Here is a 22213-nt window from a genome sequence, read left to right on the forward strand (position 1 = left end):
CTCAGGCCGTCTGGACACGCATCCGGCGGTAGTTGCCAGGGGTGACGCCGACATACTGGCGGAACAAGCGAGTTGCGTGGCTCCGGGAGTGCCAACCGACCCGCTGCATCGCCGCCGTAACCGTCAGGTCGGTCTCTCGTAGGCATCTTGCCAGGTGTTCGGCCCGCAACATCGTCAGAAAAGCCAGAGGCGTCTTGCCATACGCCTCCACGAATATGCTGCTCAATCGCGACGGAGAGAGATGCACCTCAGCGGAAAGATTGCCCAACGTCCATCGTCGTGCCGGGTTCTCCCGCATTAGGGCTGCGGCTCGCCGTGCCTCGACCCGCAAGGGTGCGAAGCGGCGATCTCTCGGCAGTACGGGCCGGATGTGCGCGCGTTGGGAAGGTGAGATGCGCACCGGGGAAGCCTTGATGTGCGGCGCGATGACGTATGCGATTTGGAACCACAGCGCTTGCATCCGCAGGTAGTGGGTCGCGAAGTTGCCATCGACGCTCAGCGCCACCAACTCGTCTAACCACGGCATCAACATGCCCGCACGGTCTTCCCCGAGGCGGAGGATCTGAGCAGGTTCGGTGTACAACGTGCCGGTAAGCCCGTCGACATCAAAGCGGTCTTGCACCAGCCCCGTGTAGTGCCACCGCAACTGATCGAGCACGTAGTCGGTGTCGAGATAGATCGTCGTGAGCATGATGTGCCCCTCTGGCTCGGAGCCACACAAGACGTTGGCTCCGAGCAGGACTACATCGCCGGGCTTGACCGGCTTCTGACCGAACTCGGAGAACAGAATCGCACTCCCATCACGCACAACGACCACTTTGAGGCAGTCATACGCCCAAGGGCCGACAGGCCGACGTACGGAGGACGTTCGAGCCATGATCGGATGGAACGCGGAAACCGCGTCGTCGCCCGCATAGTCTCGTCCGTACGGTTCCACGGGTCTCTTGCCGTCGACCGTCTGGTTCTGCCTCCGTTCAGGCCGTCGCGGTCACGGTTGCTGCGCTGGCAGGAATCTCATCGACCGGTGCCCGCCCCTGATCTCGGAAGTGTCCGATGACAATAAGAATGAGGCCGAGCGCTGCCCATCCAGTGAGGACGAGGATCGGGAACGCCATGTTCGCGTCCGGGAAGTACGAGGTGTCTCGGAGCAGCGAGTTCCCCGCCCCGGGCGGGAGCCATTGTCCGATAGCTCCCCAGGGCGAAGCCAAGAACTCTTTCGGAAACTGGGCCCCGGAGATCGGGTTGCCGATGAGCATGAACAGCACCGGCCCCACCGCGATCCCTGGACGGCCGAAGAGCGCGGCGAAGCCGACGATGGTCGCCCCCATCGCAAGGAGGGTGAGGCCGAACGCGCCAGCATTGGCCCAAAAGTTGCCGCCGATGAATCCGAACCAGCCTTGCATGATCCCCGCGATAGCAATTCCGCCCACTACTGCGTACACGACCAGGGAGACGACGCGACGCCACGCACCGGTGACCGCGAAGGCGATCCCGATGCCGCCGATCATGCCGCCGAAGACAAGAGGGAGGGCGGCGGAGGCAAGGCCGACCCCACGGGTGTCGGTTTCCACGAGCGGCACGATGTCCGTGAGCGGCACAGTGATTTCGGGCACGTCCGTTGCTCCCGCGGCCTGCGCTGCTGCAGCCGCCTGCTGTTGAGCCATCGTCTGCAACTGCGTGTGGAGCTGGGTCATGATCGCCGAGGTCGCCGAACCCGCGGCTGAGGCGGTGAGTACTTCGGGCTCCTGGTCGAGGATGATTGCGCCGTATACCTGCCGGGTCTTGATCTGCTGCACGGCCTCGTCTCGGTCTGTGACCTCGACGAGCTCGAACATGCCGTCGGCCTGCTCATTGATGGCCTGCTCGACGGGGGCAAGGGCTTCGGATGGGCCGCTGATCGCGATCGGCACGTCTTTCGGGTTCAGCGTGGCGGTGGGCCAGGAGAAGGCGAGTACGACCAGGCAGACGACGGCAGAGAGCACGACCCCCATGATGGTGGCTCGCCCCCAAGAGCTGTGTGGCGCGTGAAGCTCATTTGACGGAGCTGTGGTGGTTTCTGACATGGTTCCTCGTTCTGGTGCGGTGTGTCTGGGTAGCTCGTGGTCAGCGGCGACGCTTGCGGCCCTTGGACGCTGAGGCGACCACCTCGGGTCGACCGAGTTGCTTCTCGGAGAGGAGGTAGGGCGAGTTCCGATCCGCGTAGAGCGCGTTCGGTAGGACGACGCCTGCGGCGAAGAACAGAGCCAATACTCCGACCGACTTGGCCCAATCACCACGGGTGATGGGGCCTTCGGCGCGGATCGCTCGGATGCTCGCGATCCCGATTGGTACATGCAAGAGGGTCGAGGTGAGCGCCCCCGGGTTGTAGGCCTTGCGGGTGCGCAGCGGCATGATCACGCCGTGCGCGACTGCCTGGGCGATGCCGAGCACGGCCGGGGGCAAGGTGAGCCATTTCACTTTCGGGGCCAGGACTGGCAGAAGATGGAGGGCGGAGAAGCCCCAGTTCGCGCACATCAGCCCCTGCGCATTCAGCGGCCAGTTCTCCGGGCGGTCACTATGGAACAGGGCACTGTTCGTTTCTCCCGCCATGTAACCGGGGTCGACGTACTCCTCGTATTGGTGCGCCTGCATGGTGATCGAGTTCATCACCGCGAGTACCCGCACGCTGCCGGGTTTCTTCCGGGTGAGGGCGAGCACGCTCACGCCGCCGAGCGCCATCGCTCCCACGGCGCCGACGCGTGCCCAGTTGCTCCGGTAGGAGTCGAATCTCTTGCCCATGTCACCCTCCTCTAACAAAACGAAGATACGTTCTTTATAGTAGGCTCCGGGTCATCACGCAAGCCCGACAGGCCATGCACCCGGTCCGAGGAGAGGAAGAGCGCATGCCGAAAGTGAGCGAAGCCCATCGCGAGGCGCGCCGCGATCAGATTCTCGACGCTGCGGTCGCCTGCTTCCTGCGTCGTGGTGTCCGGGCGACGACGATGGCGGAGATCATTGCCGAGTCCGGGCTCTCCGCAGGAGCGATCTATGGCTACTTCGACGGCAAGCAAGAGCTTGCACTTGCCGCCGTGCGTCGCGAAGCCGCCGGGCGGGCTGCGGACCTTGAAGTTGCGGCGGGCGAGAGAGCGATCCCGCCGAGCCGGATGCTGCGCATCATCACCGAGGCGCTCGGGCAGCGCACCTCTGGGTTGGCGCTCGTCGTGCAGATGTGGGGCGAAGCCGCCAGCGACCCGGAGTTCCAGCAGGTCTCCGCCAGTGCTTTCGCCGAGCTGGGGGCGATGTTCGCCGCCCATCTCGCCCGGTGGATGGAACAGGAGGGCGATCTTGATCCCGATGCTGCCGAGGACGCGGCGAAGCGCCTCCTCCCTGTCATGCTCGGCCTCGTGCAGGGATTCATCCTCCAGCAGACTCTGGTTCCTGAATTTGACCGGGAACGCTATCTGACCGGCGTTGATCTGATCCTCCGTCCGACATCGGGGGTTGGTGTTCAAGGCCTGTCGGTGGGTGCATGATGAAGTTTCTGCTGCGCCACTGGTTCGACGTCGGCGGCATCCTCGCGATTCCCCTGCTGTTGTGGGCCTGGCTGGGTGATTGGCCGACCGTTCAGCTGATACTGCTGCTGAATCTCGTTGCCGTGCTCGTGCACCAGTTCGAGGAATACCGCTTTCCGGGCGGAGAGCCGTGGGTGCTCAATGAGGTGATGATGCCGAAGCCCGGCGCTCGGGCCGACCGACTACCGACCAATCAACTCAGCAGCATCTGGATCAACGGCATGGCGTGGGTGCTGTATGCCTTGCCGGTGTTCTTCCCCGAACAGGTCTGGCTCGCCCTCGCGCCGATCCTGATGGGCTTCCCCGCGCAGTTCATCGCCCACGGCATCTTCAACAACGTCAAACTCAGGACCTTCTACAACCCCGGCCTGTTCGCCGTACTCTTCGGGCACACGCCGCTCGCAATCTGGTACGTCGTCACCGTATATCAGCAGGGCCTCATTCACTGGTGGGACTGGGTGCTCGGCGTCCTCCTGCTTGGCTTCTTCACGATCGTCATCATGATGCTCGTCGGGTTCCGCGTCCTCGCCCCGCTCGGCGCGGACAGACACCATTACACAGTCGCCGAGTACAACCGCTGGGATCGCGAGCGCAGGCTGCGTCGGGTCGGTATCACTCCTCAGTGCATCACGCGGGACTGACTCGGCGGGTCGCCATCCCCTCTGGTGGCGAGGCCCCCAAGCCCCGACATGCTAAGTTAGTGCCCATTGGGAAAGATTGCCCAATGAGAATCAACTTAGGGAGACCGCATGGTCGGGTTGCAGGCGAAGAAGCGCGCACGGGTCTCACGGGAGCTTGCGGAGGAGTGCTTCCGGCTGGCTGTCGAGCGAGGTCTTGACGGCTTCGTGATCGAAGACGTGACGACCGCGACGGGATACTCGCGTCGCACCTTCGCGAACCACTTCTCCTGCAAGGAGGCAGCCATCGCCGAAATCGTGGTGATGGCCGCCTCACAGAGCCTTGCGGACGTGCAGTTCGACACGGCTGAGGGCTCTCTGCTCGACTCCCTCGAGGATGCCGTGCAGGTGCAGTTCGACAAGCAGACCTTACAGAAGCTCGCCCAGGTGGTGCAGCTCGCGCACCGCTATCCGTCTCTGCAGCCCTACATTCTCGCCGCTATTCGCGCGCTCATGACACTGATACTTGATGCCGTCTCGGAAGCCCGTGGCGGGGCGCCGGCCGATCTCGACACGGTGCTGCTGCTCAACGCCTGCTACGGCATGATCGGGGGGCTCATCTCGGGAGACGCGCTCCCGCTGAGCACCGACCCCACACCGGACCCCGCCGACCTCGAAGCCCAGGTGCACGAGTTCACCGGCCTCATCTTCACGAAACTCCGCTCGGGATTCTGACCCCGACGCTCCACAAAAACCGTTTGTCCGTCACCGTGCCCCGAAAGGTTCTCATGTCACGCCTGCTGCAACGCCTCGGCTTATCCTCATTCCGCCGTCCCTGGCCCGTCATCGGCATCTGGCTGGCCGCGCTCGCGATCATCGGAACGATGATTGGAATCAACGGAATACAGTTGACCACCACGATGACGATCGACGGTACCCCGTCGCAGGAGGTGCTCGACCAACTCGCCTCTGAGATCCCTGACGCGACCGGCGGGCAGGGCAGTCTCGTGATCACCACCGACAACGGCGAGGATCTCGCAGGTAACACAGACGGGATACTTGAGGTGCTCGATCACGTCTACGGTAGGGCGCACGTCGTCGGCACCCTCGAAGACGCGCAAGCGCCGTATCTCGAGCAGATGGACGCGGTGCAGCAGCAGGCGGCCCAGCTTCCCGAGGATCAGCGTGCCGCGTTCCTCGAGCAGGTGCAGCAGCAGGCGGCGGCGCAGTTCCAGCAGCTCATGGACGACTACGGTTTCGCGCCGCTCGTCGCCGATGGGATGCCGGTGCCCTCGGTGCTCATGTCCGAAGACGGGAAAACGGCGCTGTTCCAGTTCCAGCTCGACGAGCAGGTGCAGTCTCTGCCGGTCGCGGACATCGACGCCCTGATCGAGGCCGCGCAGGATGCGGGCGAGGCCGTCGACCTGCGCGTGCTGCCCGGCGAGTCGCTGTCTGCTCCCGCCATCGAACTCGGAGCGGGCGAGATCATCGGCTTGCTCGTCGCACTGATCGTGCTGGTACTCGCCCTCGGTTCACTGCTCGGCGGAATGGTGCCATTGGTCACAGGCATCGTTGCGGTCGGCGCCGGGGTTGGCACGGCGTTCGCCGCGAACGGGTCAGAGCCGATCATGGCCTACACCCCTGTACTTGCCCTCATGGTGGGCCTCGCCGTCGGCATGGACTACGCCCTGTTCATCGTGAACCGGCAACGTCAACTCATTCGCACCGAACAGCTCACCGCGCGAGAGGCGGCGGGTCGCGCCGTCGGCACCGCCGGATCAGCGGTGGTGTTCGCCGGTCTCACGGTCATCATCGCCCTGGTCGGCCTCTCTGCCGTCGGCATCTCGATGCTGACGAGCATGGCGCTCGTCGCAGCCTTGACCGTCGCTTTCGCGGTCCTCGCGGGCATCACCTTGGTACCGGCACTGCTCGGCCTCATCGGAGAGCGCGTCCTGTCTCCCCGCGCCCGCGCGAAGTCTGATCGCGGTGACAACCACCACCCGGTCGCGCGGGCCTGGGGTGGGTTCGTCGACCGCAGGCGCTGGTGGGTACTCATCGGTCTCGTCGCCGTCACCGTCCTGGCGGCCCTCCCCGCGATGAACATGACGCTCGGGATGCCGAACGGTGGAACACAGGCCACCGGTTCCGAGGCACGCGTGAGCTACGACACGATCGCGGAATCCTTCGGCGATGGCTTCAACGGCCCGCTCGTCGCAGTCGCCGACGACACCACCGCGATCGATGACGCGGCTGCAACCGAGATCTCCGACACCATCGCCGCCGTCGACGGTGTGCGGTTCGTGCAGGCCATCGGCACCAGCGACGACGGGAAAACCATCGCATTCATGGTCATTCCTGAGACCGGGCCCGGCGATGATGCGACCGCTGAACTCGTCGGCGAGCTCCGCGCCCTTTCAGTCGACACTGCCGACGGGAAGCTCGGGGTGACCGGGCAGACGGCAGTCATGATCGACATGGCAGACACCCTGGGAGGCGTGTTCCCGTACTACATCGCCATCATCATCGTGCTGTCGATGATCATCCTCCTGCTCGTGTTCCGCTCGATCCTCGTGCCGCTGCTCGCCACCGCCGGGTTCTTGCTCACGATCCTCGCGACCCTCGGACTCACGACACTCGTGTTCCAAGAGGGATGGCTCGGGTGGCTGTTCGGGGTCGAGCCGAACACTCCAATCGTGCCGATGATCCCGATCATGGCCACCGGCATCCTCTACGGCCTCGCCATGGACTACCAGGTCTTCCTCGCCTCCACGATGCGGGACCGCTATCTCCGGGGCGAGGAACCGAGGAAAGCGATCGTGCACGGGTTCTCACTCACATCCCGCGTCGTGGTTGCAGCCGCGATCATCATGACGTCTGTCTTCGCCGGGTTCATCTTCTCCGGCGACCCCACCGTCGGGCAGATCGGGTTCACCCTCGCCGCAGGCATCCTGATCGACGCGTTCATCGTGCGCATGGCCATCATCCCGGCCGCGTTCTCGATCCTGGGCCGAGCGACCTGGTGGCTACCACGTTGGCTCGACCGCATGCTGCTTGACCTCGACGTCGAGGGCCACAAGCTCGAAGAGGCAGAGGCCCAGCCTGCACACAGTCAGTAGGACAACGGAAGCGCAGGCTCTTTGCTGGCCGGATCAGGATTGCAAAGAGCCTGCGCTTCCCCCACACGGTTGGCACTAAGAGTGCGTCCGGGATTTATTGCATTAGAAGTCACATCCCGCGTCGGTGCTGGGAGCGACGTTCCTCGTCGGGTTCCAGGTTATCTCTTTCGCTGCTTGGCCTCAACGGATAGTGTTGTTTTAGAAGTAACATCGTGTGTTTTTAGGTCACTGTTGATCGGGTGGGTGATGAACGATTTTCCGGGGTCGGCGGGGCTGATGTTGGTGCCCGGTGTTGTGCATCTGAACGAGCCTGCGGCGGTGTTCGAGGCGATGGTTGAGGGGTGGGCAAGGCAGCAGCGGTCGCGGCAGCTTGGTGAGGGGACGGTCACGGATCGGGAACGGCTGCTGCGCCGGTTCCAGGGGTTCTGCGAGTCGTATCCGTGGGAGTGGACGCCGGGCGATGTTGAGGATTTCACAGTGTCGTTGACGTCGGGGTCTAAGCGGCTCGCGTTGTCCACGATCCGCGGGTATCACCTGACGTTGCGGTTGTTCTGCGATTACGTCACGGATGCACGGTATGACTGGCCGAAGCAATGCCAGGACAGGTTCGGGCAGGTTCCCTCGCAGGTCTGCAATGAGTGGAACACTGTCCGGCACTTGAATGAGTACGAGGGCAAGCCACAGCGGCGTCCGTTGACGTATCGCGAGGTCGATGCGTTGTTCGAGTTCCTCGATGATCGTGTCGAGCGGATCGTGCGCGCGGGCCGGAAGGGATCGCTTGCAGCGTTGCGGGACGCGATCATGCTGAAGACGACGTACGCGTATGGGCTGCGGCGCACGGAGCTTGTTCGTCTGGATATCGCTGACCTGCGGCCGAATCCGAAGATGCGCGCGTGGGGCACTTACGGGTCCGTGCATGTTCGCTATGGCAAAGCGAGCCGGGGATCGCTTCCGAAACGGCGCACGGTGTTATCGATCCCGGAGTTTGACTGGGTGATCGACGTGCTGCGTCAGTGGGTGGAGCAGGCGCTGCCGCTGTTCGAAGCGGGCGGGCATCCCGCGCTCTGGTTGACCGAGCGGCGCACTAGGGTGAGCGTCCGCCATGTCGACGAGTTGTTCATGATGGCTCGCGAGGAACTCGGATTTGAGGAGCATTTGACGCTGCATTGCTTGCGGCACTCGTATGTCACGCATCTGATTGAGTTCGGGTATCCGGAACGGTTTGTGACCGAGCAGGTCGGACACAGTTGGGGGTCGACGACCGCGATCTACACGAGCGTGTCGAACGATTTCAAGAACAAGACTCTGCAGGCCGCGCTTTCTCGCGTCTACGCCACCGATGAAGGAGAACACTGATGAGAATCATCCAGGTGCAATGGAACTTGCGACAGATCATGGCCGACCGGGGCATGTTCCAGACCAGCGAGCTGCTGCCGCTGTTGGAAGAACGCGGCATCCATCTCACCCGCGAGCATGTCTACCGGCTCGTGACGAAGACCCCGCAACGGTTGAACACGGAGGTCCTTGTCGCGCTCTGTGATGCGCTGGGCTGCACCCCGAGTGATCTGATCACCTCGGTCGTTGCTGAGCAGCGCACCGCACGGACGGGCACCGCGGACCCGTCGGGGCCGAAGATCGGTGACCTCCGCCCGATCCGTGCGCGTATTCGTCGCCCCGACGGTGTTGAGGAATGACTCACGGCCCGGCGGGCGTTTGTGTCCGCTGCGGCATACACGAGCCAGGGTTCGTGCTGCCGACCGGGCCGATCTGCGCGTACTGCAGACGCGACTTCGCCTACCATCCCGGTATCTGTCCCGAGTGTCTCGAGCTGCGCCCGCTCGCATACCCTTCTCAAGCTCGTTTCGGGGTGATGGTCTGCGCGGGCTGCGCTGACGAGTCCTCGATCTTCGCCTGCACGGAGTGCGGTCGTGAGGATCATCCCTATGGGAACTCGCGTTGCGCCCGTTGCATCCTGAAAGAGCGCCTCACTCTCACGCTCACCGACCCTGCGACGGGGCAGATTCGCCCGGAACTGGAGCCCTTGCTGACGGCGATGATGACCACCAAGCGCCCGCAGACGACGATCTACTGGCTTGTCCGGCCTCCAGGGCATGGCCCGGCGTTGCTGCGGGAGATGGCTGCGGGCCGCGTCCCGATCAGCCACGACACGTTCCGCAGCCTCCCGATGAACCCTGCCCGCAACTACCTCCGCGACCTGCTTGCCGCCGCCGGGATCCTCGAGCCCTACGAGCCACAGATCGAGCGCATTACCCCTTGGTTGGAAGATCTCACCGCCACGCTCAGCGATGTTCACCGGCACACCGCGAACCAGTTCGCGCGTTGGGTGATCCTGCGGCGGCTCCACGACCACGCCGAGCGGGGAACCTTAACCCGAGCGATCGTGCAGACCTCCCGGCACAGCCTCAAACAGGCCGTCGCGCTTCTCGGATGGCTCGACCAGCACGAGACACGGATCACCGAGCTCCGGCAAATCGATCTCGATCGCTATCTCGATGCGCGTCCCCGACACACCGGCAGGTCCCTGCATCCTTTCGGGCGATGGCTGAACCGCACCGGCATCAACACGAACATCCAGATCGGACGCCTCACGCCCTCGAAAGCGCACGTCGTGATGAGCGACGCGGACAGATGGACGCACGTCCACACCCTGATCCACGATGACGCGATCCGCCGCTATGTCCGTATCTCGGGCCTGTTCATGCTGCTCTTCGCGCAACCCGTCACCGCGATCAGCCGGATGCGGGCCAGCCAGATCGATGCCAGCAACCCAGAGCGCGTCTTCGTGACTTTCGATCGGACGCCCGTTCAGATGCCCGAGCCCCTCGACCAACTCCTCCGTGAGCAACTCCTCGATAAGGGCAGCGCGGTCTTTGTCGCCGACGGGCAAGACTGGCTCTTCCCCGGAGCGATCCCCGGAGGACACCTCGTCACCGAGAACATCCGCTCGCGCCTCACCGCCCTCGGGATCCACTGCCGAGAAGCCCGCCACGCGGCCCTGTTCTCCCTCGCCGCGGAAGTCCCGCACATGATCCTCGCCCAGACCCTCGGCATCTCCCAGACCGCCGCGTCCCACTGGGCCGCCCTCGCCGCCCGAGACTGGGGCGACTACATCGCCGCCCGCGCCGAATAAATCCCGCAAAGAACATCGCAGACCCGCCGATAGAGCCGCGCGATACTCGCGCACCTGACCCCCGAGATCGCCCCTCCCGAGACGGTCTCGGGGAGGGGCGATCGTGGTAATGACGATCCGGGTCATGTCGTCCGGCAAGGGGTACGAGTACCTGCTGAAATCGGTCGTCGTCGGTGACGGCGACCGGGAGATGAGCAGCCCGCTGACCCGGTACTACACCGAGTCTGGCTGCCCGCCCGGAACCTGGGTCGGCACCGGCCTGATGAGCCTCGACGACGGGCGTTCCCCGGCGCTGGCCGAGGGCGACACGGTGACCGAGGAACACCTGGCGCGGTTGCTGGGTGAGGGCATCCATCCGGTCACCGGGAAGAAGCTCGGCAAGAGGTTCCCCTCGCTGCAACCCCCACGCGAGCGGATTGCGGCGCGGATTGCACGACTCGACCCCGGCTTGCGTGGCGAGGCGCGGGCAGATGCGGTGCAGCGCATTCGTGAGGAAGAGGTTGCGAAGAAGCCGCGCACTGCCGTTGCAGGGTTCGATCTGACGTTCTCGCCGCCGAAGTCGGTCAGCGCGATCTGGGGCGTGGCCGACGCGAGCACGCAAACACTCATTGCGCAGGCACACCACGCCGCGATGCGCGACACCATTGCCCTGCTCGAAGAGCGCGTCGCCGCAACCCGCGTCGGCGCAGGCGGTATCGGACAGATGCCGATCGTTGGCGTGATCGCCACCGCGTTCGACCACTACGACTCCCGAGCGGCCGACCCGCAACTCCATACCCACGTCGTCATATCGAACAAAGTGCAGGGCGAGGACGGGCGCTGGCGCACCCTCGACTCGCGCCGCCTGCACCGCGCCACCGTCGCACTCTCGGCGTCGTACAACGCCTTTCTCACCGACCACACCGCGCGGCTGCTCGGCGTGACATGGACGCCCGTCGACCGGGGCAAAGACCGCAACACCGGATGGGAGATCGAGGGCGTACCGGCGGCGCTGATCGCGGAGTTCTCCCGCCGCACCACCGGCGGCAGCGACGGCACGGAGGGCATCGAGCAGGTCAAGAACCGGCTCATCGAGCAGTACATCGCCGAGCACGGGCGGCAACCCTCTGCCGCGACGATTGCGAAGCTCCGGCAGCAGGCGACCTTGGAGACGCGACCGGAGAAAGAACTGCACTCGCTGGCCGACCTCACCGCCGAATGGCGTGCGCGCGCCGAGGTCGTACTCGGCGAGGACGCAACCACATGGGCACAGCACCTACGCGACCGGGGCGCGACCGAAGCCCGGCTGCGCGCGGACGACCTCGGGCTGGAGCAGATCGAGGATCTCGCGTCCGTTGTGCTGATGGAGGTAGCGAACCGGCGCGCAACCTGGGGGCGATACAACCTGCACGCCGAGACGATGCGGCAGATCATGGGCGTCCGGTTCGCAACGACCGACGACCGTATCCGGGCGCTCGATCAGATCATCGCGCACGCCGAAGCCGAATCGCTCCGGCTCACCCCCGACTACGACCGCGCCGTACCCGGCCACTACCTCGAGGCCGAGGGCAACAGGTTCCAGCCCGTCGATCAGATCGCCTACTCCAGCCAAGACATCCTCGACGCCGAACAGCGGCTACTGAAACACAGCCAGCACGAGGGCGGGCCGTCGCTCACCGCGCGGCTTGTTGCCCGGCATACCTCGCGCAAGATCAGGGGCGTCCGCCTCGAACCCGACCAGTCCGTCGCGATCACCCGCATCGCACGCTCCGGACTGACGCTCGATCTGCTGGTCGGCCCGGCCGGTTCCGGCAAGACCACGGCTCTGCGCGCCCTGCACCGGGCATGGACAGCGGCGCACGGGAAAGACTCGGTGATCGGCCTTGCACCCTCGGCGGCTGCCGCCGAAGTCCTCGGCGACTCGCTCGGCGTGCGAGCCGAGAACACCGCGAAGTTCCTCTACGAACACCGCCACGGACGCTGGAACCTCACCGCCGGTCAGCTCGTGCTCGTAGACGAGTCCTCACTGGCCGGAACCCTCGCGCTTGATCGCATCACCGCGCACGCCGCCGAGGTCGGAGCCAAGGTCGTGCTCATCGGCGATTGGGCGCAGCTGAGCGCCGTCGAAACCGGCGGCGCATTCGGGATGCTCGTCCGTCGCCGCGATCAGGTGCCCGAACTGACCGATGTGCGCCGATTCGCCAACGACTGGGAGAAGACCGCCAGCCTCGGACTACGCCACGGACGCACCGACGCCCTCGACGAGTACGAGCAACGCGGCAGGCTGCTCGACGGTGACGCCGAGACAATGCTCGATGCCATCTACGAGGCATGGCGCACCGACCGCGACGAGGGCCTGCGCACACTCATGATCGCGGGCACCGGCGAAATGGTCGCCCAGCTCAACGAGCGCGCCCGCGCCGACCTGATCGAGGCCGAGCGCGTCGAGGCAGACGGGCTGCGTCTGCACGACGGCACCACCGCAGGCGTCGGGGATCTCGTCGTCACCCGGCTCAACGACCGCCGCCTGACCACCGGCAGAGCATGGGTGAAGAACGGTGACCGCTGGCAGGTCACCCACCGCTACGACGACGGCTCCCTCGCCGTCCGCCGCCTGGGGCGCGGCGACCAACCCCACGGCAAAGCCCTCGTGCTGCCCGCGAAGTACGTCCGTGAAGAACTCGAACTCGGCTACGCCTCCACCGTTCACCGCGCCCAAGGAGCCAGCGTCGACACCGCGCACGCGCTCGTCGACCCCGAAGCCTCGTCGCGGGAGTTGTTCTACGTCGCCATGACCAGGGGCAAGCACCGCAACCACGCCTATGTGATCGTGCCCGATCCGCACGAGGTCGAGGCACATCTCGACCAGCCGGAGCCGCTGACTCTGACAGATCGGCTCGCCAAGGTGCTCGCTCGCAGCGACGCCGACCTCTCCGCCACCGAGACGCTGCAACTCGAGGTCGACCGGCACGCCTCCCTTTCCACGCTGCTGGCCGAGTACGACGTGCTCGCCCGCGAAGCACAGATCGACCGATGGGCGGCGCTACTTGATGTTGCGCCGTTCCCCGAGAACGTGGCCGATGACGTGTTCACCAGCCCCTATTATGAACGCCTTGAAGCAGCTCTCGCCCGCCATGAAGCAGCCGGGCACGTCGCCAACGTCGCCCTCACTCAACTCGCGCCAAGGCTGGCCCCGGGTGATGAGCAGCACGACCCCGCCGCGCAGCTCGCGGCCATGCTTGATCAGGCCACGAGCCAACTCCGACCCGGCAAGAACCGTCGAGCGCGGGTCGCGGGACTCATCCCCGTCCCCGCCGAGCCGACCACGGACGACATGCACACCGCGCTCACCGACCGGCAAGCACTCATCCAGGCCGCCGCACACAGGCTCGCCCAAGACGCGCTCGACGCGGGAGCGGCATGGGCACAGCGCCTCGGGCAGCCTCCTGCGCAGCCCAAAGCACGAGCACAGTGGCAAGCGCAGGTGGCCACCATCGCGCTGTACCGACACCGCTACGACATTGCGGACCCAAGGCCGCTGGGCGATGCGAAGACCATCAAGTTTGCCGAGCAAACCGCCGAGTATCGCGCAGCCACCACTGCCCTCCGCCGCGTCGAGACGCTCGGGAAGCGGCACGCGGACAGCTCGTCCCGCAGGGAGCCGCAGCAGATCGACGGCGGACGCCAGCTATGAATACAGTCGGACCGGCACCGTCCACGTCATCGACGGCGAACAGGTCGTCATTTCAGGCGACAGACGCCCACCCTAGACCTTGGCGACCCGAGGTCCGGCCTCCGAGACCGCGCCTCGGTTCGGTCGGCGCGCGTGGACAGATGCCCGGTGATGCCAAGCCTGACCGATAGCCTGGGCACGGTGGCACCGGCCGCTCACACGCCGACAGGAGGAACGCATCGATGTTGATGACCTCCAACTGGCGTGACTGGTACCATCTCCGGCACCAGCAGAGTTGTCTCGTGTCCGGAGCCCAATTCGAGGACTACGTCAGCCGCATCCTTGGGCGATTCCACGATGACTTCACGAACCCGGCACCAGCGGGCACGCTGGGTGACGGTGGCTGCGATGGTCTCGCGGATGCAGGGACGATTCTGTATGCGTGTTACGGGCAAAGACCCGCGAGGAGCGCCGAGCGCGAACTACAGGCCAAGCTCGTCTCCGACTTCACCAGGGGGCGAGACTCGTGGACCACGTTCCGGACCTGGCGCTTTGTCACTAATGCTCCGGTCGGACCTGAGACTCTAAAGTCGTTTACCTCGCTCCAACAGCAGCACGGTGCGGAAACGCAACGGCCGCTCACAATGAGGATTTGGCAACCGGGGCAGCTGTGGACCGAGGTCGTCAGCACCCTCGCGCAGCAAGTCTTGGACGAGTTGTACCCAGGGGCCCCGGGCGTTGAGAACCTCGAGCTATCTGACCTGTTGCCGCTCCTGGACTCACTCGGGCAGTCGGATAGCAGTGCGGACGACGCTGGATCGATCCGTCCAGTTCCGGCGAACAAGATGGACTTCAACAACCTTCCTCTCGGTTCACGGTTGGAGTTCAATAGTGGTCGACTCATGGCTCCCCGTATCGAAAGGTGGTACGCGGAGGCTTCTGATCCGGCCCTGTCGGACGCGCACGGGGAACGTTTCCGGGCGATTTACTTGGCTGCACGCGAAGTGACACCGGAACCTATCGAGATCCTTGAACGGATGTATGTCGCCGTGGCCGGAGCCAATTTCAGAATGGATGCTAGGCGGGCGAATGCGGCCTACGCCGTCGTGTCCTACTTCTTTGACTCCTGTCACATCTTTGAGACTCCGCCATCAGTTCTCGGGAGCACTCATGCTGCTGCCAACTAAGGGCGTCTCGGCGGAACGCGCGATCATCACGGTGGGGGCTGACGTGTTGGAGCAACTTCAAAGCCCGAAGTCAGTCACCGCCCTATGGGAGCAATACACGGCTCGCGAACGCGCGGGAGGCAACTCTGACCACATCACCTTCGACTGGTTCTCGCTCGTTTTAGCTTCCCTCTTTGCGATCAATCTCGTGGAATGGACGCCCTCCGGTCATCTGAGGAGAGCCCATGTTTCTTAGCGCCCTCGGCTCATCAGACAGCCGGTTCAAGTCCCTTGAGTTCACGAGCGGGCTTAACATCCTCGTCGCGGATCGTACTGAGTCGTCCGCACAAGGCGAGAGCCGGAACAGCGTCGGCAAGACGAGCTTCGTCAAGATCTTGCGCTACATCATGGGGGGCGACCTACCCCCTGAGTTCAAGACAGCGGAACTCGCTGAACACTCCTTCTATGCCACGATGTCGTTGCCTTCGCTGGATGGCGCAACTGAAGATCAAGTCACGGTCACTCGCCCAGTCTCGCCGACAACACGAGTGCAGATCAGCGGCTGGTCGTTCGTTACGGAGCGGCAACCGATTCCTGTGGAGGAATGGCGCGCATTACAGGTGCAACACCTGTTCCACATTCCAGACGAAGCTACGCGGCCAACGCCGGGACAGCTCTGGGGACAGCTGGTTCGGACGTTCTTTGGCACGCCGACCAAGGTCTATCAAGTCGAAGCGGATTGGGAGTCAGGGGTTCGGATCGGCCACCTTCTGGGCCTGTCGCCCGAGATCCTCGCCAAATCAGGTGAACTTGATCAGCTGACGAAGCAGGGCAAGGTTATTCGCAAGGCAGTCAAAGAAGGCGCCCTCACACACCTCACCCTCGATGAGTCGAAACTGCGTGCCCAGCTCGCAAACGTCCGGCGACAACGAGATCGCGCACAAGAGTCGCTAAGCGTGTTCAAAGTCGATGAGCAATACGCTGAGCACCAGCGTGACGCAGACGAGTTGACCGCCTCAATCCAGCGCCTCAATGACGAAGGACTCGCGCTCCAGCGCCGAACCCGCGAACTAGAGACAGCTCTTCAAGATGAAGTTGACCCGGCTGAGGATGCTGCTCTGAAGGCGAAGCTGACGCGCGTCTACAACGAGCTCGGCGTCGTGTTGCCGGAGCTTGTTGGAAGACGATTTGATGAAGTATCTGAGTTCCACCACTCGGTCGTCCGGAACCGACGTAGCTTTCTCCAGCAAGAGTTGGAGGCTGCAACCGCACGCCTAAATGTTGTCGACTCAGAACGCCGAATTCGCGACACCGAACGCTCCGAGATTCTTCGCCTGCTGAGCGAAACCGTGGCGCTCGACACATTCCTAGCCGTTCAGCGGGACTTGGCGAAGCTAGAGTCCGAGGTCGCCGACCTAGAACGCCGCGTCGAGGCAGCAGCTTCGATTAGTCAGATCAACGACAGGGTGAAGCTTAAGACTGCGGAGCTAGTAACATCCGTTCGCACAGAACTGCACGAACGATCGAGTTCGCTCGACGAGTCCATCGCCGTATTCGACGAACTGGGCTCGGAGATATACACCGACCGCGAAGCGACTCTCCTCGTCGCTCCTACGGACAAGGGCATCTTGAAGGTCACTCCGCGAGTCTCAGGGGATGCGAGCACCGGTGTGCGCAGCGTCGAGACGTTCATGTTCGACACGACCTGCATGATTGCCGCGATCAAGAACAGCCGCGCCCCCCACATCCTGGTCCACGACAGCCATCTATTCGATGCGATCGATGGCCGCCAGATCGCCTCCTGCCTAAATATCGGTGCTCGGTTAGCTGAACGACACGGGTTCCAATACATCGTGACGCTCAACTCGGACTTCATTGACCTCGTTGAAACTCAGAGCGATGGAGCATTTGATGCGGAGCCATACATCATGTCGACACGACTTACCGATGCAACCGACGATGGGGGGCTCTTCGGGTTCCGCTTCAGCTAGGTCCTAGAACGGTGCCTCATCGCGTGTCGACCATGGATTGAGGGGCGTCGGCGGCAAGGCTCCTTCGGGCAGCGGCAGGTTTGCGACGACGTAGAGGTTCAAGACGTCATCGCGGTCCATGAACATGATCTGGCTGCGCTTGTGAGCGTCAAGAGCGTTGCCGAGCCAGTTGCGGGCTGCCTTGGTGATCTCGCCGCCTGCGACGATGAAGGCGTGGTCGACCAAGACGCGACGGTTGGTCTCGGGATCAAAGATCTCATGTGCCAGCATCATGAGCGCCTGGTTGTAGATCTCGGCCATGTTGGCGTTGCCCGTCTTGGTTACCCCCGAAGCGTCAAGCTTGCCCTTCTTTGCCTGGATGCCGAAGTAGAGAATGTGCTGCGTCGGCAAGGTGTAGCGCATCCAAACGTCCTTGCCGTACTCCAGGGCCTTGTCCTTGTGCCCAGCGGCGGTGACGCGGTGGTAGCCGAGTTGCCTGAACAGCGGGAGGAGCACCTCCTCAATGAGGTCATCCTCGCTGCACTGATCCAGGTACGCCGTCAGAAGCTGCCGCCGCTCCAGCTCAGCCTTGCTGAACGGGCGGTGGGGATTGGCGGCAAGGATGGTCACGGTCTGGGTGCCGACATGACGGAGGTAGCAGTGGTTGTCCTCTCCATAGAACGCCTCGAAGCCTTCACGACCAAGTACCTCGTTGAGTTGCGCGAGCGCCCGAGGGCGGTCGGCCCCTTCGTTGAGCCGATCGGCCGGGCTCATCAGCTGGTCGATGAGGCGGCAGAATATCTCTGGCGGGCGGTTGGGGCCTTCGTGCGGTTCGGCCAACATCTGTTCCAACACATCTGCCACCCAGCGGTGGCGAGTTGAACCGTCGTGCTGGTACTCCGTCTCCAGCTCTTGGAAGAACTCGGTGATGTACATGCTGGACCGGTAGGGGAAGTATTTCGCTTCGGCCTCGTTCTCAGCGTCGTCGCGGCCCGCGTTGCCCACGATGAGGTCGGCAAGGGCTTCGAGGTTGCGGCGTTTGAACTTCACAACTCAATTGTCGCAACGACGAACCTGGTTCGCTCGATAGTCGGGAGGTGAGCCGCCTATCGGATGTCCTTCGTGTACCGCCAGACCGTGCTCCGGTGCTTGTTGAAGCGCTCGGCGATGGAGCGGACACTCTCGCCGCTGGCCTTCGCCGTTCTAATAGCGTCCACTTCCTCCGGCGTGGGGGGCGTTCTAGGCGGTCTGCTCGGCTCTGTGACGACCTCAAAGTCATCCTCCCGCTGGGACGCTCCGCTATCGCGGATGCCCAGTCTCGCCTGATTCCACACCGCTTCCAGCCGCTGGAACCGAAGCTGCACGTTCGGTTTGAGTCCATTGGAGAGCACCATCACACCGGCGCATCGATCGCCGCGCCGTCGCGTGCCGGAGCGCCGATCCGCGACTGGCCTCGTCGTCAAGCCCTTCCCGCCGACGGGACGCGGGCGTAGCCTCCGGATGAGCGGAAGGAGTCGACGATGTCGTTGACGCACACACGACGCCTCTATGTGGCCTACGGCCCGGCAGGCGCGGTCGGCACGGTGAAAGAGGTCGATGACGGCGTGTACGCCGTGACGCTGGCGGGCGCCGACGCCCCGCTGGGGACCTACGAGGGCCTCCAGGTGGCCAAGGGTGCGCTGGTCGCGCACCTCGCCCCGGGATCCGACCGTCCGGAGTTCCGCGAGCACTGACTCGCTCGGACGCTCGCTCAGGCTCGCGCGGTCGCCGGCGCCGTCCTCCGGCGCGCCGTCATGCGGGCACGGCGTCGGGCGCGGCCTCGATGACCACCGCGGGGCGGCGGGTGTCGAACAGGCGCAGCCCGACGTCGACCGCGGGTCCGATCAGCAGCGCGAACGCGAGGGTGCCCCAGCCCACCGTGCCGCCGAGCAGCCAGCCGAGCGCGAGCACGGAGAGCTCGACGGTGCCGCGCGCCGCCCACACCGGCCAGCCGAACCGGCGGTTCAACCCGGTCATGAGGCCGTCACGCGGACCGGGGCCGAACTGCGCGCCGATGTAGAGGCCCGAGGCGAGCCCGACGAGGGCGATGCCGCCGGCCAGCAGCAGGATCTGCCAGACGAGCCCCGAGATGGGCGGCAGCAGGTCGAGCGTGATCTGCATCGCGGTGCCCACGAGCAGGATGTTGGCGATCGTGCCCACGCCGGGCTTCTGCCGCAGCGGGATCCACAGCAGCAGTACGAACGCGCCCATGATGTTGGCGATCCAGCCGATGCCGATCCCGGTGTGCAGCGAGAGCCCCTCGGCGAGGACCGTCCACGGGTCGAGGCCGAGGCCCGCTTCGACGGTGAGTGCGACGCCCGCGCCGAACAGCGGCAGCCCGAGGGCGAGCTGGATGACGCGGCGGATCATGCGCCGACCCCGCGGCGAGAGAGGTCCGTGGTCTTCGACCGCCGGCGATAGCCGTCGAGGGCCACCTCGCGCAGCGTGGCGACGGTCGCGCCCACCGAGAGCAGGCCGATCGCGAGCAGAAGGATCGTATCGAGAAGCATGAGGACAGTCCACCGCGAGATTGGACTTCGGTAAAGAGTCCAATTGCCCTACAGTGGCCGCATGATGGACTCCCGTCTCTCCGCCCGCGCCCTCGACGCCCAGCTCGGTGCGTGGCGCACCCGCGAGCCGGCGTACGAGGCGCTGGCCGATGCGATCCGGCTGCTGTGCCTGGACAACCGGATCGCTCCGCGCACGGCGCTTCCCGCCGAGCGCGAGCTGGCCGCCCGCCTGGGCCTCAGCCGCACCACGGTCGCCGCCGCGTACCGCAGTCTCCGCGCCTCCGGGCACATCGAGAGCGTGAGGGGCTCGGGCTCGATCACTCAGCCGCTCGGGCGGCGCGACCTGGGTCGGGTCGCGGGCGACGATGCGTCGATCGATCTGCAGCAGGCGAGCCCCGCCGCCTGGCCGGGGCTCGCGGCCGTCTATGCCGAGGCGGCGGCGGACGCGCCGTCCATCATCGCGCGCCCCGGCTACGAGGTGCTGGGGCGGCGCGGTCTGCGCGAGGCGGTCGCGGCCCGCTACGCCGAGCGCGGTCTGCCGACGGATCCGTCGCAGATCATGATCACCAACGGCGCCCAGAGCGCCATCACCCTGCTGGCGTCGCTGATCGTCTCGCGCGGAGACCGGGCGCTGCTCGAGACGCCGACCTATCCGCACGCCGCCGAGGCGTTCGCGCGTCAGGGCGCGCGGCTCGTCGGCGTCCCGGTGTCGATCGGCGAGGGCTGGGACCTCGAGCGCGCCGAGCACGCGATCCTGCGCTCGCGCCCGAGCGTGCTCTACCTGATGCCCGACTTCCAGAACCCCACGGGCGCGTCGATGTCGCTCGAGGCGCGCATCCGGATCACCGAGCTGGCGCGCTCGGTGGGCGCCATCGTCATCGTGGACGAGACCACCGCCGAGCTCGGGGCCGACCGAGTGATCTCCCCGGCGCCCTTCGCCGCCGTGGCGGGCGAGGAGTCGGTGATCACCCTCGGCTCGCTCGGCAAGACGGTGTGGGGCGGACTGCGGATCGGGTGGATCCGCACCGATGTCGACATGATCCGGCGTCTGACCGCGGCCCGCCCCACAACGGATCTCGGCACCCCCGAGTTCGAGCAGGCGGTGGCGGAGCGGCTGATGCCCGCGATGCCCGAGATCCTGGCGCAGCGATCCGCTCTGCTGCGCGAGGGACGGGACGTGCTGATGCGGGCGCTTCGCCGCGACGTCCCCGAATGGGACGTGCCGGCCACCCCGGGCGGTGTCGCGATGTGGATGGGCCTCGGCGCCCCGCGCAGCTCTGCGCTGACGCTGGCCGCGCGCCGCCGGGGCCTGCTGCTGTCGGCGGGTCCGCGGTTCTCCGTGGGAGGCGGCCACGAACGCCACATCCGTGTGCCCTTCACGGCGCCGGCACCGGTGCTCGAGCGCGCCGCCGGGCTGCTGGTGGAGGCGTGGGCCGATGTCGCCGACGCTCGGTGGGAGCCGGGGGAGTCGGCACCGCTGGACGCGGTCGTCTGACGGGCGGCGTCAGACGCGCAGGCTCGCGACCGCCTCGTCCGGCGACCAGAACTCGCCCACCTCGCGGAATCGCCCGGTGGCGAGGTGAAGCCGCTCGGCACGGAACCGCTCGCCGAGCGGATGCTCGACGCGGCGGAGATGCCCGATCACGCGCTCGTCTCGAGCGACGACGCGCCACAGCGCCGCACCGGCGCGGTCGAGTCTCTCGCGGCCGCGGATGCGAGGGGTGGCGACGGGAACGCTGAGGGCGATGGCGGTGTTGTTCATAACGAGCTCCTTCCTGCGCACGACGTTAGGAGGGGCCACCGACAATCAGCGCTCCGCGAACCGGCGTAGCGTTGCCGATGTGCCGCACGGGCGGCGAGAGGAGCACGACATGGAGACCTTCGTTCTGGCCGGCGGCTGCTTCTGGTGTCTGGACGCGGCGTATCGCGCGCTGCGGGGCGTCGAGAGCGTCGTCTCGGGCTACACCGGCGGCGCGACCGACCACCCGAGCTACGAGCAGGTGTGCACGGGCGCGACGGGCCACGCCGAGGCGGTGAAGGTCACCTTCGACCCCGAGGTGATCCCGGCCGATGTGATCCTCGACGCGTTCTTCACCATGCACGACCCGCGGCAGCTCAATCACCAGGGCGCCGACTCGGGGACGCAGTACCGCTCGGCGATGTTCCCGGCGGACGACGCGCAGCGGGCCCTGTTCGAGGCCGCCCGCGAGCGCGCATCGGACATCTGGGACGCCCCGCTCGGCGAGACCGAGGGAACCCTGGTGACCACCATCGAGCCGCTCGGCGCCTACTTCGACGCCGAGGACTATCACCAGGACTTCTTCGCGACGAACCCGAACCAGGGCTACTGCCTCGCGGTCGCGGTTCCGAAGGTGAACAAGGTGCGCGCGCGCTTCGCCGAGTACATCGTCTGACGCGGCTCGTCCACACCCCCTGACATC

General features: G+C 65.4%; 22 protein-coding genes. 14 read left to right on the forward strand and 8 right to left on the reverse strand.

Annotation, left to right across the window (positions count from 1 at the left end):
• Position 1: 1 nt before the first annotated feature.
• The 3 genes from ACOKGD_RS06750 to ACOKGD_RS06760 all read right to left on the reverse strand — a co-directional run bounded on the left by ACOKGD_RS06750 (position 2) and on the right by ACOKGD_RS06760 (position 2778).
• Positions 2 to 691, reverse strand: a complete 690-nt coding sequence (locus ACOKGD_RS06750; RefSeq protein WP_342334921.1) for a helix-turn-helix transcriptional regulator — start codon at positions 689 to 691, stop codon at positions 2 to 4.
• Positions 692 to 974: 283 nt separating this feature from the next.
• Positions 975 to 1982, reverse strand: coding sequence for an ABC transporter permease (locus ACOKGD_RS06755; RefSeq protein ID WP_342334920.1), 1008 nt, complete (start codon positions 1980 to 1982; stop codon positions 975 to 977).
• Positions 1983 to 2103: 121 nt separating this feature from the next.
• Complete coding sequence (locus ACOKGD_RS06760; RefSeq protein ID WP_342334919.1) at positions 2104 to 2778, reverse strand: HXXEE domain-containing protein; 675 nt, start codon at positions 2776 to 2778, stop codon at positions 2104 to 2106.
• Between the two features lie 104 nt (positions 2779 to 2882).
• Here ACOKGD_RS06760 and ACOKGD_RS06765 point away from each other — a divergent pair, with 104 nt between their 5' ends.
• From ACOKGD_RS06765 to ACOKGD_RS06815, 11 genes are all read left to right on the forward strand, one after another.
• A complete protein-coding gene (locus ACOKGD_RS06765) occupies positions 2883 to 3512 on the forward strand; it encodes a TetR/AcrR family transcriptional regulator (RefSeq protein ID WP_342334917.1) in 630 nt (209 codons plus the stop codon).
• Complete coding sequence (locus tag ACOKGD_RS06770; protein WP_342334916.1) at positions 3509 to 4192, forward strand: HXXEE domain-containing protein; 684 nt, start codon at positions 3509 to 3511, stop codon at positions 4190 to 4192. Before ACOKGD_RS06765 ends, ACOKGD_RS06770 begins: the two co-directional genes overlap by 4 nt.
• Positions 4193 to 4300: 108 nt before the next feature.
• On the forward strand, positions 4301 to 4903 hold the full coding sequence (locus ACOKGD_RS06775) for a TetR/AcrR family transcriptional regulator (RefSeq protein ID WP_342334914.1): 603 nt from the start codon (positions 4301 to 4303) through the stop codon (positions 4901 to 4903).
• 53 nt (positions 4904 to 4956) lie between these two features.
• A complete protein-coding gene (locus tag ACOKGD_RS06780) occupies positions 4957 to 7284 on the forward strand; it encodes an MMPL family transporter (protein ID WP_342334912.1) in 2328 nt (775 codons plus the stop codon).
• A 246-nt stretch (positions 7285 to 7530) separates the two neighbouring features.
• Positions 7531 to 8640 carry a tyrosine-type recombinase/integrase gene (locus ACOKGD_RS06785; RefSeq protein WP_342334911.1) on the forward strand — a complete coding sequence of 370 codons (1110 nt, stop codon included), beginning with the start codon at positions 7531 to 7533 and terminating at the stop codon, positions 8638 to 8640.
• Complete coding sequence (locus ACOKGD_RS06790) at positions 8640 to 8978, forward strand: helix-turn-helix domain-containing protein (RefSeq protein WP_342334910.1); 339 nt, start codon at positions 8640 to 8642, stop codon at positions 8976 to 8978. The genes ACOKGD_RS06785 and ACOKGD_RS06790 overlap by 1 nt, the downstream gene beginning before the upstream one ends.
• Positions 8979 to 9031: 53 nt before the next feature.
• Entirely contained in the window at positions 9032 to 10435 is a 1404-nt protein-coding gene (locus ACOKGD_RS06795) for a hypothetical protein (RefSeq protein ID WP_342334909.1), read from the forward strand.
• Between the two features lie 109 nt (positions 10436 to 10544).
• Positions 10545 to 14108: a MobF family relaxase gene (gene mobF / locus ACOKGD_RS06800; RefSeq protein WP_342335535.1), complete on the forward strand. Its 3564-nt coding sequence runs from the start codon at positions 10545 to 10547 to the stop codon at positions 14106 to 14108.
• 227 nt (positions 14109 to 14335) lie between these two features.
• Complete coding sequence (locus ACOKGD_RS06805; RefSeq protein ID WP_342334908.1) at positions 14336 to 15274, forward strand: ABC-three component system protein; 939 nt, start codon at positions 14336 to 14338, stop codon at positions 15272 to 15274.
• Complete coding sequence (locus tag ACOKGD_RS06810; RefSeq protein ID WP_421355102.1) at positions 15258 to 15509, forward strand: ABC-three component system middle component 6; 252 nt, start codon at positions 15258 to 15260, stop codon at positions 15507 to 15509. Before ACOKGD_RS06805 ends, ACOKGD_RS06810 begins: the two co-directional genes overlap by 17 nt.
• Positions 15499 to 17244, forward strand: a complete 1746-nt coding sequence (locus ACOKGD_RS06815) for an ABC-three component system protein (RefSeq protein ID WP_342334907.1) — start codon at positions 15499 to 15501, stop codon at positions 17242 to 17244. Before ACOKGD_RS06810 ends, ACOKGD_RS06815 begins: the two co-directional genes overlap by 11 nt.
• A gap of 3 nt (positions 17245 to 17247) precedes the next feature.
• Here the strand turns inward: ACOKGD_RS06815 and ACOKGD_RS06820 are convergent, their stop codons facing one another.
• On the reverse strand, positions 17248 to 18273 hold the full coding sequence (locus ACOKGD_RS06820) for a hypothetical protein (RefSeq protein ID WP_342334906.1): 1026 nt from the start codon (positions 18271 to 18273) through the stop codon (positions 17248 to 17250).
• Between the two features lie 56 nt (positions 18274 to 18329).
• Positions 18330 to 18617: a helix-turn-helix domain-containing protein gene (locus ACOKGD_RS06825; protein WP_421355103.1), complete on the reverse strand. Its 288-nt coding sequence runs from the start codon at positions 18615 to 18617 to the stop codon at positions 18330 to 18332.
• A 126-nt stretch (positions 18618 to 18743) separates the two neighbouring features.
• Between ACOKGD_RS06825 and ACOKGD_RS06830 the strand changes: the two genes are divergently transcribed.
• Positions 18744 to 18956, forward strand: coding sequence for a methyltransferase (locus tag ACOKGD_RS06830; protein WP_342334905.1), 213 nt, complete (start codon positions 18744 to 18746; stop codon positions 18954 to 18956).
• Between the two features lie 58 nt (positions 18957 to 19014).
• On the opposite strand, the gene ACOKGD_RS06835 is transcribed toward ACOKGD_RS06830, so the two are convergent.
• A complete protein-coding gene (locus ACOKGD_RS06835) occupies positions 19015 to 19632 on the reverse strand; it encodes a membrane protein YczE (protein ID WP_342334904.1) in 618 nt (205 codons plus the stop codon).
• A complete protein-coding gene (locus ACOKGD_RS06840; RefSeq protein ID WP_342334903.1) occupies positions 19629 to 19772 on the reverse strand; it encodes a hypothetical protein in 144 nt (47 codons plus the stop codon). Before ACOKGD_RS06840 ends, ACOKGD_RS06835 begins: the two co-directional genes overlap by 4 nt.
• Positions 19773 to 19833: 61 nt before the next feature.
• Here ACOKGD_RS06840 and ACOKGD_RS06845 point away from each other — a divergent pair, with 61 nt between their 5' ends.
• Entirely contained in the window at positions 19834 to 21267 is a 1434-nt protein-coding gene (locus ACOKGD_RS06845; protein ID WP_342334902.1) for a MocR-like transcription factor YczR, read from the forward strand.
• 9 nt (positions 21268 to 21276) lie between these two features.
• Here ACOKGD_RS06845 and ACOKGD_RS06850 read toward each other — a convergent pair whose 3' ends face one another.
• On the reverse strand, positions 21277 to 21534 hold the full coding sequence (locus ACOKGD_RS06850) for a hypothetical protein (RefSeq protein ID WP_342334901.1): 258 nt from the start codon (positions 21532 to 21534) through the stop codon (positions 21277 to 21279).
• A 109-nt stretch (positions 21535 to 21643) separates the two neighbouring features.
• On the opposite strand from ACOKGD_RS06850, the gene msrA reads away from it, so the two are divergent.
• Positions 21644 to 22186: a peptide-methionine (S)-S-oxide reductase MsrA gene (gene msrA, locus ACOKGD_RS06855; protein ID WP_342334900.1), complete on the forward strand. Its 543-nt coding sequence runs from the start codon at positions 21644 to 21646 to the stop codon at positions 22184 to 22186.
• The last annotated feature ends 27 nt before the right edge of the window (positions 22187 to 22213 follow it).

The organism is Microbacterium phosphatis (assembly GCF_049177115.1).
GTDB lineage: Bacteria > Actinomycetota > Actinomycetes > Actinomycetales > Microbacteriaceae > Microbacterium > Microbacterium phosphatis.